We start from the raw sequence: 13,808 nt of genomic DNA, 5'->3' as shown, positions 1-13,808 counted from the left end.
GCCCCGCCCCGACCACCCGGCACCGTGCCGGGCTGGGAAGGAGGTCGGTCATATGGCGGTTCACCTGGTACTTCTGTGTGCGAGCACCTGGGACGCCGCGAGGGATGCGGTCTTCGGCGACGGCGCTTTGAACGAGCGTGCCCTGCTCGAGGCAGGCGCCGCCCGGGCGCTCCCCCTGTACTCACCGGCCGTCCGTGCGCCGTCGGCCCGCTGCGCGCAGCTTGCCGACGCCCTCGGTCTGGAGACCACCGTCGAGCCCGCGCTGCGCGGCCTCGACTACGGAGAGTGGACCGGCCGCACCGTCGGCGACGTCGTCGCCGACGACCCCTACGGGTACCACGCATGGCTCACCGACCCGGATGCCGTGCCCCACGGAGGCGAGTCCATACGGGGCCTGTGCCGCCGGACGGCGAACTGGCTGAACGGCATGGAACCCGACACGGGCCACGCGCTGGCCATCGTCGAAGAAGCCGCCGTCCGGGCCCTTCTCCTCCACGCTCAGGGCGCACCGGCACGTGCCTTCTGGCATGTCGACGTACCGGCCCTGTCCACGGTCCGCCTCACACCGAGCGGCCACTCCCGGACCATCAGGCTCGAACCGGTCCTGCGCTACGTGAGCGACGGGCACGGGGCGGCCGACGCGGTCGTCGGCGCGTCCTGAGGCCCATCGGCGCTCGCTGAGCCTCACAGGGGCGGAGCCTCACGGGCGCCCGCTGAGACCGAGGCTCAGCGGCGCCTGCTGAGGAAGAGGGCCGTCATCGTGCTCGTCTGCGGCACCATCGTGGCTGGTCGCGCCCACGCGGCGGAGCCGCATATGTCACAGCCCCGCGCCCCTTTGGGGCGCGTGCCCCGTACGGACGACGTCAGCCCCGGACGACCGGCAGCCTGAGGACGCCCGTGTCCTCCGGCGAGCTCCTCACCGTGACCGGCTTGATGCCCCTGTTGCCGAAGTACGCGTCGTCGCTCGCCGCGATGACGAACTCGAGGCGGTGCCCCTCCTCGTAACGGTGCACGATGCCCGGCAGGGTCACCGTGAAGCTCCTCGTGACGTCCGGGACCCGCACCGGCGCGACGAGACGGTGCACCAGCGTCTTCGTACCGTCGGGCGCGACGTCGTACAGCTTGGCGAAGAGGACGAGCTTGTCCGCCGCGTCGCCCGAGTCCTGCACACGTTCGGCCGCGGGTGAGACGACCCTGAGGGCGGCCCTGGGCGCGCCTACGACGTCGACGGGCTCCGTGAGCGGTTCGCTGGTCCAGCCGAGGTAGGTGCCCTTGATGTCGTACGGGTCCGGGTCGCTCACGCCGATGACTCCGGCCAAGGAGCTCTCGGAGTGGCTCGTGGGCGTCAGCAGGTTGGCGTAGACGCGGCTGCCGCGCGCGACCTTGCTGCGGTCGTCGACGAGCTTGCCGTCACCCGACAGATACAGCGTCCGGTTCAGTGCAGGCACCTGGGACGCCGTGCCGTACGTGGTGCCGGGGTCGTCGATCCAGTCGCGGTAGTAGGCGAGAGCCGGTCCGGTGTCGACGTCCTTCTTGTGGTGCAGATAGCGGTCGAACCACGCGAGGATGCGCCTGCCGACGTAACTCGTCTCCAAGTTCCCCTGGCTCAGGTTGAGTTCACCTGAGGCCGGGTCGGTGAGGCCGCCGCTGTGGCCCCAGGACTGCCAGATCATCTTGGTGGCGACGCCGTTCGCCTTGAGTGTGCGGTACGTCGCCTCGGCCTCGTTGAGGTTGAAGAGGCTGTCGGCCTGGCCCTGGACGAGCAGCGTCGGGGCCTTGACCTGGTTCAGATACGAGACGGGTGACACGCTGCGGGCGTATGCGAGCAACTGCCGCGTCCTGTCGGCGGGATAGCTGCCGGAGTTGAGCGTGCGGACCGTCTCGCAGGCCTCGCTGACGAAGTGCAGGCAGGTGAGGGAGTTGATCCGGGAGGGATCGAGGCTGGGGGCGAGCAGCGGCTGCCCTTCCCCGATGGCGTAGAAGCCGTTCGTCCACTGCCACTTGAACGCCCCGGGAACGCCGGCCGCGCCCACCGCGTTGTTCGGGTCGAGCGAGTACGCCAGGTCGTTCCAGGTGATCAGCGGGACGAGGGCGTCGACGCGGTGGTCCACGGCGGCGGTCGCCATCTGGATCGCGCCGCCGTAGGAGCCGCCGACCATGCCGACGCGCGGGTCGCCGCTGCCGTCCTGGGTGACGTAGTCGGCCTTCGTCCCGTCGTCCGCGGCTCGCTTGCCCGCGAGGAAGTCGACGAGCTGCGAGGCGGCCTGGCCGTCGATGCGGGGGTCGTCGAGCGAGACCAGGCAGCCGGAGTTGCCGAAGCCGAGCCCGGAGTAGACGAGACCGACATACCCGCGGGCCGCGAACGCCTTGCCGATCGCGTCCGTCGAGCCGTCCGACTTGCTGCCGCCGAAGCCGTTGGTGGCGAGGACGGCAGGCGCCGTGTGGCTGCCGTCCACCCCGGCAGGCCGGTACAGGTCGGCGTCGATGGTGCAGGTGCGCCCTCCGGCCTGCACCGTGAACTTCAGTGGCGTGACGGTGTACTGGCCTGTCGCGCTTGCGGCCGCAGGCGCCGTGAGTGCGAGCGGGGCGGCCAGGGCTGCGCTGACGGCCAAGGCGAGGGGCGCCCGGGAACGGGACCGGGACGGGGTCAGGGACGCGCGGGATCTGGGCACGGCACGGGACACGGGTTCCTCCACGCTGAGGACGACTACCGACCGGTAAGTACCGGCCCGCGTCATGCTCGGGCACGTGTCATAGACGGGTCAACGACCGGACGAAGGATTCTTGTCGGAGATTCGGTAGAGGACGGAGATTCCGTAGAGCACGAAGATTGGGTAGAGGCCGGCCGGCTACACCAGCGCCGGCACATCCAGCGTCAGAGTCCCGGCGTCCGCATTCAGTTCGGCCGCCACCCCGAACGGAACCGTCAACGCCCCCTCGCAGTGCCCGAATCCGAACTCCTCCACGACCGGCACCCCGAGCCCGCCCAGCCGGTCGGCGAGGACGGCCCGTACCTCCTCGGGCGGCCCGCACTCCACCCACGACCCGAGCGCGATCCCGGCGACGCCGTCCAGCCAGCCGGCGCGCAGCAGCTGCGTGAGGATCCGGTCGATGCGGTATGCCTCCTCACCGATGTCCTCGATCATGAGGATGCCGCCGGCCGCTGAACGGCGCGCGAACGGTGTGCCGAGGTCGGCGGCGAGCAGGCTGACGCACCCGCCGAGGGTGACGCCGTGGGCGCGGCCGGGTACCAGGGCCGTGCCGGGCGACGAGATGGTCCGGACGCTCTCGGGCTCGAAGAGCGTGGCCCGCAGATGCTCCTGCGCCCGCGTGTTCTTGAGGAAGTCGACGCCCGCGACCATCGGCCCGTGCAGCGTGACGAGCCCCGTCCGTATCGCGAACGCCTCGTGCAGCGCCGTGATGTCGCTGAACCCGAGGAACACCTTGGGGCCCGCGGCGCGCATCGCGTCCCAGTCGAGCAGGTCCACCATGCGCTGGACGCCGTAGCCGCCGCGGGCGCACAGCACGGCGTCCACGGAGCGGTCGCACCAGGCGTTCTGCAGGTCGGCGGCCCGGTTCTCGTCCGTGCCCGCGAGGTAGCCGAACTCGCGGTGCCGGCCCAGGACATGAGGACCCACGACGACGTCCAGGTCCCAGGCCCGCAGGATGTCCACACCGGCTTGCAGCCGTTCCTCGGGGACCGGCCCGCTGGGCGCGACAACGGCGACACGGGCGCCGGGGGCGAGCCGGGCGGGGCGCGTCAGAGGGATCACGCGGAGGACTCCGTATCAGGTGCTGGACGGCAGGGACGGTTCACTTGTTGAGCTCCACAACCGGTATGCCGGGCACGTCGAGGCCGAAGACCTGGGCGTACAGGGAGAGTTCGGACTCGAGGGCGCGGATCATGGTGTCGGCGCGCCGGAACCCGTGCCCCTCGCCCTCGAAGGGGATGTACGCGTGGGGGACGCGCCGCCCCTCGATCCGGGCGAGGAACCGCTCGCACTGGGCGGGCGGGCAGATCACGTCGTCCAGTCCCTGCAGCAGCAGGAAAGGCGCGGTGATCCGGTCGGCGTGCTCCAGCGGGGACCGCTCCGCGTACCGGCCGGGCACCTCGGCGAGCGGCCCGATCAGCGACTCCAGGTACCGGGACTCGAAGTCGTGGGTCTCCCCGGACGCCCATCCGGCGAGGTCCAGGACGGGATAGATGACGGTGCCGCAGGCGTAGACGTCGGTGCTGGTCAATGAGGCGGCCGCCGTCCAGCCGCCCGCGCTGCCGCCGCGGATCGCGAGCCGTTTCCGGTCGGCGGTGCCCTCGTCGGCGAGGGCGAGGGCGACGGCCGCGCAGTCCTCGACGTCGACGACGCCCCACTGTCCACGCAGCCGGTTGCGGTACGCGCGCCCGTGCCCGGTGGATCCGCCGTAGTTGACCTCCGCGACGCCGATGCCGCGGGACGTGAAGTAGGCGATCTCCAGGTCGAGGACGAGCGGGGAGCGGCCGGTGGGGCCGCCGTGCGCCCACACCACGTAGGGCGGCAGCTCGTTGCCGGGCGCGACATGGCCGGGGTGGTGGGGCGGATAGACGTGGGCGTGGATGTCGCGGCCGTCGGGCCCGGTGAAGGTGCGGATCTGCGGTTCGGGGTAGTACGCGGGATCCACCGGGTCCTTGTGCGCGGCACCGATCACCAGGGCGTGTCCGGTGCCGGTGTCCAGTTCCACGACCTCGTACGAGCTGCGGGGGCCGGCGGCGACGCCGAGGACACGGGTGTCGTGCGCGGAGAGGCTCGGTGCCCATTCGGTCCAGGGGCCTGCCGTGTCGACGATCTCGCCGGTCTCCGGGTCGAGTACGCCGAGGGCGGTGGCGCCGCGGCCGTGGACGACGGCGATGAGTCCGCTGTCGAGCGGCGCGAACCACCTGAGGCCGATCTTCCACAGTGGACCGCCGAACTCCTCGTCGCGCGGGCAGAGCGGGGTGACCCCGCCGCCGTCGGGAGCGGCCCGGTACAGGTTCCACCAGCCCGAACGGTCGCTCGCGAACAGCAGCCGCCCGTCGGCGTCCCACTCCACCTGCGGGATGGACTCCTCAGGGCCGCCCGCGACAGCGACCGGGTCCCCGAACGTGCCCTGCGCGGTGACCTCCGCGAGGAGGATATCCGTGCCGTCCCACGGCATCCGGGGGTGGTCCCAGGCCAGCCATGCGGCGCGGGTGCCGTCGGGACAGAGGCGGGGGCCGGTGACGAACCGGTGCCGGTCGTCGGAGAGTTCGCGCACGGCTACCCGGTCCTCGGCGGCCGATCCGTCGAGCGGCACCGCGGCGATGACCCGCCGCACATCGGCAGGCCCGTCCCCGGTGAACTCCTCCCGTACGCACCAGACCTCTCCCCGGTCGAGGTGCACGCTCGGATCGGCCCAGCGCAGGCCGCCGCCGACCGGCGAAACGGGCGTGAGCGGGCGCGGCCCGTCACCCGGGGCGTCGGGCTCGTACGCGTACAGCCGCTGGTCCGCGAAGTCGGCGAACACCAGCAGGGGTCCTTCGGGGCGCTCGGCGGCGGCCCAGGGCTGACCGCCGTACTCGATGACGCGGCTACGGACGTTCCAGGGGGCGGGCAGCACCGACTCCTCGCGGGCGTCCGCCCGTCGCCGCACCAGCGCGCGGCGTCCGCCCTCCTCGGGACGCGGCTCGGTCCACCATGCCTCTGCCCCGACCCAGCCCACGTACTCGGGCTGCCCGTCGTGCGCGGCGGCCAGGTCGGCGCCGATCGGCGACGGCCACGATCCGTACGGCCGGGTCTCCGCCATGTCCCCCACTCCCCTAGGCCGTTCGCAGAAAGCGGTCCAGGACGCGGACGCCGAAGTGCAGCGCATCGACAGGTACGCGCTCGTCCACGCCGTGGAAGAGGGACCAGTAGTCGAAGCCCTCGGGCAGCTTCAGCGGCGCGAAGCCGTAGCCGGTGATGCCGAGCCGGGAGAACTGCTTGGCGTCCGTGCCGCCCGGCATGCAGAACGGCACCACACGCCCCGCGGGCGCGAACTCCTCGACGGCGGACCGCATCGCGGCGAACAGCGCCGAGTCGACGGGCGCCTGGAGGGCCACCTCGCGGTGGTGGAACTCCCAGTCGACGTCGGGCCCGGTCAGCTTGTCGAGGGTGGCGCGGAACTCGTCCTCCGTACCCGGCAGATAGCGGCCGTCGATGTAGGCGGTGGCCTCGCCCGGGATGACGTTGATCTTGTAACCGGCGTCCAGCATGGTCGGGTTGGAACTGTTGCGCAGTGTCGGCTCGACGAGCCCGGCCGCCCTGCCGAGCCGTTCGACGAGGGCGTCCGCGTCGAAGGACTCGTCGTCGACGTCGAGCGGCCGGCCGTCGATCGTGTCGATGCCGTACAGGGCGGCGAGTTCGCGCAGGGCGGCCTTCACCGTCGGGGTGAGCCGCAGCGGCCACGGGTGGGCGCCGATGTCCAGGACCGCTTGCGACAGTCGCATGATCGCGTTCTCGCGGTTGGTCTTCGAGCCGTGCCCGGCGCGTCCGCGCGCGGTGAGCTTGAGCCAGGCGGTGCCCCGCTCTCCCGCCGCGATCGGGTACAGCTCATTGCCCTGACCGTCGTGGAAGGTGAACGCGCCGGACTCGCTGACGCCCTCCGTGCAGCCCTCGAAGAGGCCGGGGTGCTCGTCGGCGAGGAAGCCGGAGCCATCGGCGGCGCTGGCCTCCTCGTCTGCGGTGAAGGCGATCACGATGTCGCGCCGGGGGCGTATCCCCGCTCGCGCCCACCGGCGTACGACCGCGAGGATCATCGCGTCCATGTTCTTCATGTCGACCGCGCCGCGGCCCCAGACGACGCCGTCGCGGATCTCCCCGGAGAACGGGTGCACGCTCCAGTCCTCCGCCTGCGCGGGCACCACGTCCAGATGGCCGTGGACGAGCAGCGCGTCAGCGGACGGATCCGTGCCTTCGAGGCGCGCGACCACGTTCGTACGGCCCGGAGTGCGCTCGAGCAGCACCGGCTCCAGGCCCGCCCCGGCCAGCTGCTCCGCCGCGTACTCGGCTGCGGGCCGCTCCCGGCAGTCGCCGCCGCCCCGGTTGGTCGTGTCGATCCGGATGAGGTCGGACGTGAAGGTGACGACCTCGTCCAGCGCCTGCCGGTCCACCTGGCCGGGCACCTGGTCAGCCTGGTCTGCCACCTGCTGGTACGCCTGGTCAGCCATACTGCTCCTCCATCGCGGCCGAGACGATCGTGGTGACCGCCTTGAAGGTGCGAATCGTCTCGTACATGGTCTCGTGCGTGTAGGCCACCTTCCGCTCGCCGGAGATGGCCACGCCCGGCACCACCGTCGCCGCCATCGACAGATGATCGGCGTCGAACTCCAGCTCCACGGTGAACGGGCCGCCCTGGACCGGCTCATGGCGCGCGGCCAGCGCCGCCGCATGTTTCGCGGCGCCCCTGATCTCGGCGGCGGTACGCGCGGGCGTCCGGCACACCGCCGCGTACCGCGACACATGGTCCTTGACGGCCACCTTGAGCGCCCCCGGTGCGTACCCGAGGGCGTCCTCGCAAGTCAGGTCGTCACCAGTGACGAGCACCACCGGCACACCGAACTCGGCGACCACATGCGCGTTCAGCAGACCCTCACTCGCCCGGACCCCGTTGAGCCACACGCCGGTGATCGAGTTGGCGAGGTAGGTGTGCGCGAGGACGCCCTCCATGCCCGCCCCGGTGTGGTACCCCACGAACGCCACACCGTCGACGTCGCCGCGCTGCACGCCCTCGACCATGGACAGTTCCTTGTGCCGGCCCGTCAGCATCTGCGCCCGTTCGTCCAGCCGCTCGAGGAGCAGATTGCGCATGGTCCAGTGCGCCTCGTTGATGAGCACCTCTTCGGCTCCGCCGTCGAAGAACCCGAGCACGGCGGCGTTGACGTCCGAGGTGAACATCGAGCGGCACCGCTCCCACTGGGCGGTGCCCGGCAGCACATCGGCCGGCCAGGTCACGCCCGTGGCACCCTCCATGTCGGCGCTGATGAGGATCTTCATGTCGCGTCACGTTACGCGCCGTGAGGGAAACCGGCCAGGACACGACAGGAGGCTCCGCCCCGGTATACGAGGGGCCCGAGAACGCGTCGAACCGGCGGCGCGGAGCCGTCTGCGTGAACCGTGGAGACGCCCTCTCCGTGTCGGCCACACCGGCCCGGGCGATGCCTGTCAGATGGTTACGGTCCGCCCGCCGACCCTCGCTGTGCGCACATGGGCACATGAGCACGTGGTGAGCACCCCGGCACAAGAGGACGACGTGGTGAGCACGCCCCCTTCGGCCGCACCCCCACGCAGGCGACGGGGCGTCGCCGTCTGCCGCCGGGCCGACGGGAAGGCCGCCGGGCCACCCCGCACATACACGCCACAGAGAAGGGAACTCCATGACCAGCAACACCGAGACCGGCGAGGTCACGGGTACGAAGGACAAGGACTACAACCTGATCTGGTACGTCGAGGCGTGCCTGAACAACGCTCTGCGGCTGGAGACGTACATCAAGGACGCCGAACGCGAGAACGACACCGAGGTCGTGGAGCTGTTCCGCAAGGCCCAGTCCGACAGCCGGAAGGGCGCCGAGATGGGCAAGCAGCTGCTGCGTACCCGGCTCGGCTGACACCGCACCTCAGGGGGCAGGCCGGCCGGGACGGTGAGCCGACCGGCCTGCCCCGCCACCTGCGAGGGAGTGCCCCGTGATGAGCACGTCATCCTGGTCCACCATCGCCCAGGTCCGCATCCTCGACGGCAGCGCGCCGGCCAGGGACGCGGTACGGACCGCGATCACTCGCTCGTTCGAAACGCTCGAGGTTCCCGTGGGCGCCGCAGGGGCGGGGGCGGCAGCGCGGGCCGAGCAGCCCGCCGGAGCCGCAGCGGAACGGCCGTCCGGTGTCGCGGCCGGACGGCCCGTCGGCGCTGCCGCCGACCAGCCCTTCGGGGTCGAAACAGCGGGCAGGCGTTTCTCCGCCGGCCGTGCTCCTCTCGCGCCCGCGGGCTCCGGCCGGGCGACCGTCGAGCTCGTGGGCGACGTCGACGCGGTCGACCGCGTGGCCGCCGTGCTCAGCGCCGAGTTCGTCACGGAGCACGTCTTCGAAGACGCGACGACCTTGACTCTGCTCGTCCACGCGGACGAGCACAGGCCGGGACTGCACACCGGACCGTAGGCCGTCCGCCCGTCCGCCCGTCCCCCCGTCCGCCCGTCCGCCCGTCTGGCCGTCTGGCCGTCCGGAGGGTCGGCGGGCCCGCGGGTCCGCGGATCGGCGGGTCGGCGGGTCGCAGGAGCACGCGTCACCGGTACGGGATCGCAGATCGGACGGAACGTTCAGTCTTCGTGCCCGAGTTGCAGGTCCCGCTCCGTACGCCCGCCCGCCGCGACCCGGAGAACCGTGGCCACCGGCGGATAGCCCGCCGCGATCACCGTGTACTCGCCCGAGGACAGGTCGACGAACCGGAACGTTCCGTCGTCGCCGGTCGTCAGCGTGTCCACCACGTTGCCCGCCGCGTCGAGCAGGGTCACCCGGGCGTCCGCGACGGGACGTCCGTCACCCGCGCGCACGGTGCCGCGCAGCACCGCTCCCCCGGCGAGTTCGACGTCCTGGCGGGTTTCGCGCGACGCCTGTACGGAGACGGGCAGGGCGACCGGCCGGAAGGCGGGCGCACTCGCGGCCAGGGTGTACTCGCCGGCCACCAACTCCGTGATCACATAGCTGCCTTCACGCCCGCTGCGGGTGGTGGCGACGACCTCGCCGTGCACGTTGGTGAGCGTGACGACGGCGTCCCGCACCGGCGCGCCGTCGGCGGTCAGCACACTGCCCGCGAGCCGCCCGGCGCCGCCGAGCACCACGTCGAGCTCGACGGGCCGTTCGCCGACGGTCACCGACACGGCCTGCGGCTGGTGGCCCCCGGCCGCGGCGATCAGGACGTACGAGCCGGAGCCGGGCGTCGACAGCGCGTACCGCCCGTCGTCGCCGGTCGCGCCCCGCCCGATCTGCCGGCCACCGACGTCGATGAGGGTGAGTGCGGCGCGCGGGACGGCGGTGCCGTCGGAGTGCTGCACCAGGCCGCACACGGGCACCCCGGCGGCGTAGGCGGAGCGCGCCTGCGGGACCTGGGCGGCGGAGGACGGCTCGGCGACAGGGCTCTGAGGGGGCGGTGCACTGGACAACAGGGGTGTCTCCTTGAGGAAGCAGGCGATCAGCAGGCCGAGCACGAGCACCGGCACGAGATAGAGGAAGATCCGCGGCATGGCGTCGGCGTAGGCCTGGATGTAGCCGTCGCGCAGTGCGGCGGGCATCGCGTGGACGAGGCCCGGGGTGATGGACTGCGGGTCCGGCAGGTCCGCGCCGGACGGAAGGCGGTCGGCGAGCGCGTCGGCGAGCCGGTCGGCGAAGAGGGTGCCGAAGATGGCGGCGCCGACGCTGCCGCCGATCTGCCGGAAATAGTTGTGGGCGCTGGTGGCGGTGCCGAGGTCGGCGGCGGGCACCGCGTTCTGCACGGCGACGATCAGCACCGGCAGGACGAGCCCGATGCCCGCGCCGAGCACGGCCATCCAGACGCTGTAGTGCAGCTGAGGCGTGTCGGTCTCGAGCCGGGACAGCAGCCACATGCCGGCGACGGACAGGGCCCCGCCGAGGATGGGGTAGATCCGGTAGCGGCCCGTACGGCTGATGAGCTGTCCGGAGACGATAGACGCGCCGACGATGCCGCCCATCATCGGCAGCATCAGCAGCCCGGACTCGGTGGCGCTCACCCCGTCGACCATCTGCAGGAACGTCGGCAGATAGCTGGCCGCGCCGAAGAGCGCGACGCCGACGACCATGCCGACCAGGCTGGTGAGGGCGAACACCGGGTCGCGGAACAGCCGTAGCGGGATGAGGGGTTCGGGTGCGAAGTGCTCGGCGACGACGAACAGCAGGGCCGCACCGACGGCTCCGGCGCCGAGTCCGATGATCATGCGCGAGTCCCAGGCGTACTCGGTGCCGCCCCAACTCGTCAGCAGCACGAGGCACGTGGAGGCCCCGCTGAGGAACAGCGTGCCGAGCACGTCGAGCCGCGGCCTTGTCGCGGGCTTCGGCAGCTTCAGTACGACGGTGACGACGGCGAGCGTGACGAGCCCGAAGGGCACGTTGAAGTAGAAGCACCAGCGCCAGGAGAGGTGGTCCGTGAAGTAGCCGCCGAGCAGCGGTCCCGCGACCGATGCGAGGCCGAACGCGGCCCCGATGAGGCCCATGTAGCGGCCGCGGTCGCGGGGCGGCACGATGTCGGCGATGATCGCTTGTACGCCGATCATGAGCCCGCCGGCGCCCACGCCCTGGACGGCGCGGAACGCGATGAGCTCGTCCATGGACCGCGACCAGCCGGCCAGCGCGGAGCCGACGACGAAGACCACGATGGCGAACTGGAAGACGCCCTTGCGTCCGAAGAGGTCGCCGAGCTTGCCGTAGACGGGCAGTCCGATGGTGGCAGTGAGCAGATACGCGGTGATGGCCCAGGACATCTTGTCGAGGCCGTGCAGCTCTCCGACGATCTTCGGGAGCGCGGTGGCGACGATCATCTGCTCGAGTGCGGCTAGCAGCAGCGCGAGCATCAGCGCGAAGAAGACCGTCCGGACGCGGTGCGCGCCGAGCTCGGCAGCGGGTGCGGGATCCGGTCCCGGTGTCTGCCCGGGTGTCTCTCCGGTTAAGGGTCCCGTCGTGGCCGACGGGCCGTCCGGGGGCGCCGGCGACGGCTGGACGGCGTTCGTCCGCCCGTCCTGCTCGGCGCCCTTCGCCAGTGCCGTCCCGCCCACGTCTCCGCTCCCCTCGTCGCGCTTGCGCCGCCCATTTCTCGCATTACGCGACAACTACGAGCAAGCACGACGAGTCACCCGTGAACCGGGCACGGCGCATGTCATCGCCGGTCGGAGCCCTACGGCGTACGACTGAGCCAGACGGAAAACCACTCGAAACGGTGAGAGTCAGAGCAACTCGTACGAGCTAAGCGACGGACGGTCGGCGTTGCGGGGGGCTACTTCTCCACCTCGGCCGCGAGCTTCGCCAGCACCGCGTCGTAGATCCGGCCGAGCCCCTTGGGCGCGAACGTCTTCTCGAAGAAGCCGCCGATGCCGCCCGCACCCTGCCAGACCGTGGTCACGACGACGCGCGACTTGCCCTCACCGGCCGGGGTCACCCGCCAGGTGGTGACCATCGAGGAGTTGCGGTCCTTCTCGACGAGTTCGCCGTCAGTCGGCTCGGTCACGTCGAGCAGGCAGTCGCGGACGCGCTTGCTGGTGGCCTGGAGCTTCCAGTGGACGAGGGTGCCCGCGCCGTCCCCGCCCTCGCGCACCTCGTACTCGCTGAAGTGCTCGGGCAGGATCCTCGCGCGCGTACCGCTGTAGTCGGCCAGGGCGTCGAAGACGTCGTCCGGCTGGGCCGCGATGATGCGCTCCGTGGTGGCCTCGACCTGCGCCATTGCACTTCCTCCAGGACTCGGTGTTGCAGGGGTTGCGATCAGCCAACCACCCCTGGACCGAGTGGCCCAAATCGGGGTGGTGCATGCCGGTCCGCCACCCCTCCACCAGCCCGCCGCCCGGCCGTGCCGGCACCGGGTCGCACGATCAAGGGAACACGTGTTCTATTCTGTGCCCAGTGCTACCGAGGAGGGTTCATGCGCTGGGAGAACCTCACCGACGGCTCCGCCGGGGACCAGGCCCGCGACGCCGCGCTGTTCGGCACGGACGTGGTGACAACGCGCACCTTCGACACCCCGGAGTTCCGCGGCATCACGTTCCACGAGATCCGGGCCCGCTCGATCATCAACCGCGTCCCCGGCGCGTCCCGCATGCCCTTCGAGTGGACGGTGAACCCGTATCGGGGCTGCACGCACGCGTGCGTGTACTGCTTCGCGCGCAAGACGCACAGCTATCTCGACCTCGACACCGGAATCGGCTTCGACACCCAGATCGTGGTGAAGGTCAACGCCCCGGAGCTGCTGCGCCGCCAGCTCGCGTCGCGCCGGTGGCACGGCGACCACATCGCGATGGGCACGAACGTGGACTGCTACCAGCGTGCGGAGGGCCGCTACCGGCTGATGCCGGGCATCATCTCGGCCCTGACCGACCACGCGAACCCGTTCTCCATCCTCACCAAGGGCACGCTGATCCTGCGCGACCTGGATCTGCTGTGCCGGGCCGCCGCCGTGACCGACATCGGCGTCTCCGTCTCCGTCGGGTTCACGGACCACGAGCTGTGGCGCACTGTGGAGCCGGGTACGCCCGCGCCGGAGCGGCGCCTGGACGTCGTACGCACCCTGAGCGAGCACGGCATCGGCTGCGGGGTGCTGATGGCCCCGGTGATCCCCTTCCTCGGCGACCACCCCGACCAGCTGCGCGCGACCGTCCGGGCGATCGCCGCGTCCGGCGCGACCTCGGTGACACCGCTCGTGCTGCATCTGCGGCCGGGGGCGCGCGAGTGGTTCATGGCGTGGCTGGGGCAGCACCATCCGCATCTGGTACCGCGGTACGGGCGGCTGTACGCGGAGGGTGCGTACGCGCCCAAGTGGTACCAGCGGCGGATCACCCGTCAGGTGCACGAGTTCGCGGAGGAGTTCGGGATCGGCCCGTCACGCGCGCGTGCGGCACGCCGCATCCCCGTGCCGGAGCCGGTGCCCGAGCCCGTCGCCGGACCGACGCAGCTGACCCTCCTCTGACGTGCCCTGACAGCATGTCACCACCGGTGGTCATAAACATGACGTGAACCAAGGCGCCTGCCGATCGGGTCAATTCTTCGCTGATCACGTCATTTCTTTTCAGAACG

11 protein-coding genes are annotated in these 13,808 nt (G+C 71.4%); 4 read left to right on the top strand and 7 right to left on the bottom strand.

Features of this window, described 5'->3' with window-relative positions; translation table 11 throughout:
* Positions 1 to 52: 52 nt before the first annotated feature.
* Positions 53 to 661 carry a histidine phosphatase family protein gene (locus tag STSP_RS22595; RefSeq protein ID WP_067281111.1) on the top strand — a complete coding sequence of 203 codons (609 nt, stop codon included), beginning with the start codon at positions 53 to 55 and terminating at the stop codon, positions 659 to 661.
* 202 nt (positions 662 to 863) lie between these two features.
* Here the strand turns inward: STSP_RS22595 and STSP_RS22590 are convergent, their stop codons facing one another.
* From STSP_RS22590 to STSP_RS22570, 5 genes are all read right to left on the bottom strand, one after another.
* Positions 864 to 2,738, bottom strand: coding sequence for a CocE/NonD family hydrolase (locus tag STSP_RS22590; protein WP_078067411.1), 1,875 nt, complete (start codon positions 2,736 to 2,738; stop codon positions 864 to 866).
* A gap of 111 nt (positions 2,739 to 2,849) precedes the next feature.
* Positions 2,850 to 3,773: a S66 peptidase family protein gene (locus STSP_RS22585; RefSeq protein ID WP_067281108.1), complete on the bottom strand. Its 924-nt coding sequence runs from the start codon at positions 3,771 to 3,773 to the stop codon at positions 2,850 to 2,852.
* 40 nt (positions 3,774 to 3,813) lie between these two features.
* On the bottom strand, positions 3,814 to 5,796 hold the full coding sequence (locus STSP_RS22580; protein ID WP_067281105.1) for a S9 family peptidase: 1,983 nt from the start codon (positions 5,794 to 5,796) through the stop codon (positions 3,814 to 3,816).
* A 13-nt stretch (positions 5,797 to 5,809) separates the two neighbouring features.
* Positions 5,810 to 7,198, bottom strand: coding sequence for a M20/M25/M40 family metallo-hydrolase (locus tag STSP_RS22575; RefSeq protein WP_067281102.1), 1,389 nt, complete (start codon positions 7,196 to 7,198; stop codon positions 5,810 to 5,812).
* Positions 7,191 to 8,024: a M55 family metallopeptidase gene (locus STSP_RS22570; RefSeq protein WP_067281100.1), complete on the bottom strand. Its 834-nt coding sequence runs from the start codon at positions 8,022 to 8,024 to the stop codon at positions 7,191 to 7,193. Before STSP_RS22570 ends, STSP_RS22575 begins: the two co-directional genes overlap by 8 nt.
* 380 nt (positions 8,025 to 8,404) lie before the next feature.
* Here STSP_RS22570 and STSP_RS22565 point away from each other — a divergent pair, with 380 nt between their 5' ends.
* Both STSP_RS22565 and STSP_RS39250 read left to right on the top strand, forming a co-directional pair.
* The gene (locus STSP_RS22565; protein ID WP_067281097.1) at positions 8,405 to 8,635 is read left to right on the top strand and encodes a hypothetical protein; all 231 of its coding nucleotides are present in this window, start codon (positions 8,405 to 8,407) and stop codon (positions 8,633 to 8,635) included.
* A gap of 79 nt (positions 8,636 to 8,714) precedes the next feature.
* Positions 8,715 to 9,179, top strand: coding sequence for a hypothetical protein (locus tag STSP_RS39250; protein ID WP_067281095.1), 465 nt, complete (start codon positions 8,715 to 8,717; stop codon positions 9,177 to 9,179).
* A gap of 158 nt (positions 9,180 to 9,337) precedes the next feature.
* Here STSP_RS39250 and STSP_RS22555 read toward each other — a convergent pair whose 3' ends face one another.
* Together STSP_RS22555 and STSP_RS22550 are read right to left on the bottom strand one after the other, a co-directional pair.
* The gene (locus STSP_RS22555; RefSeq protein WP_067281092.1) at positions 9,338 to 11,803 is read right to left on the bottom strand and encodes an MFS transporter; all 2,466 of its coding nucleotides are present in this window, start codon (positions 11,801 to 11,803) and stop codon (positions 9,338 to 9,340) included.
* A 218-nt stretch (positions 11,804 to 12,021) separates the two neighbouring features.
* On the bottom strand, positions 12,022 to 12,465 hold the full coding sequence (locus STSP_RS22550; protein WP_067281089.1) for an SRPBCC family protein: 444 nt from the start codon (positions 12,463 to 12,465) through the stop codon (positions 12,022 to 12,024).
* Between the two features lie 195 nt (positions 12,466 to 12,660).
* On the opposite strand from STSP_RS22550, the gene STSP_RS22545 reads away from it, so the two are divergent.
* Complete coding sequence (locus STSP_RS22545) at positions 12,661 to 13,701, top strand: Rv2578c family radical SAM protein (protein WP_067281086.1); 1,041 nt, start codon at positions 12,661 to 12,663, stop codon at positions 13,699 to 13,701.
* Positions 13,702 to 13,808: the final 107 nt, after the last annotated feature.

Origin of the sequence: Streptomyces jeddahensis (assembly GCF_001642995.1) — a bacterium.
In the GTDB taxonomy this organism is placed as follows: domain Bacteria; phylum Actinomycetota; class Actinomycetes; order Streptomycetales; family Streptomycetaceae; genus Streptomyces; species Streptomyces jeddahensis.
Note: the sequence above shows the minus strand (reverse complement) of the source record. Positions and strands in the feature narration are given on the sequence as shown.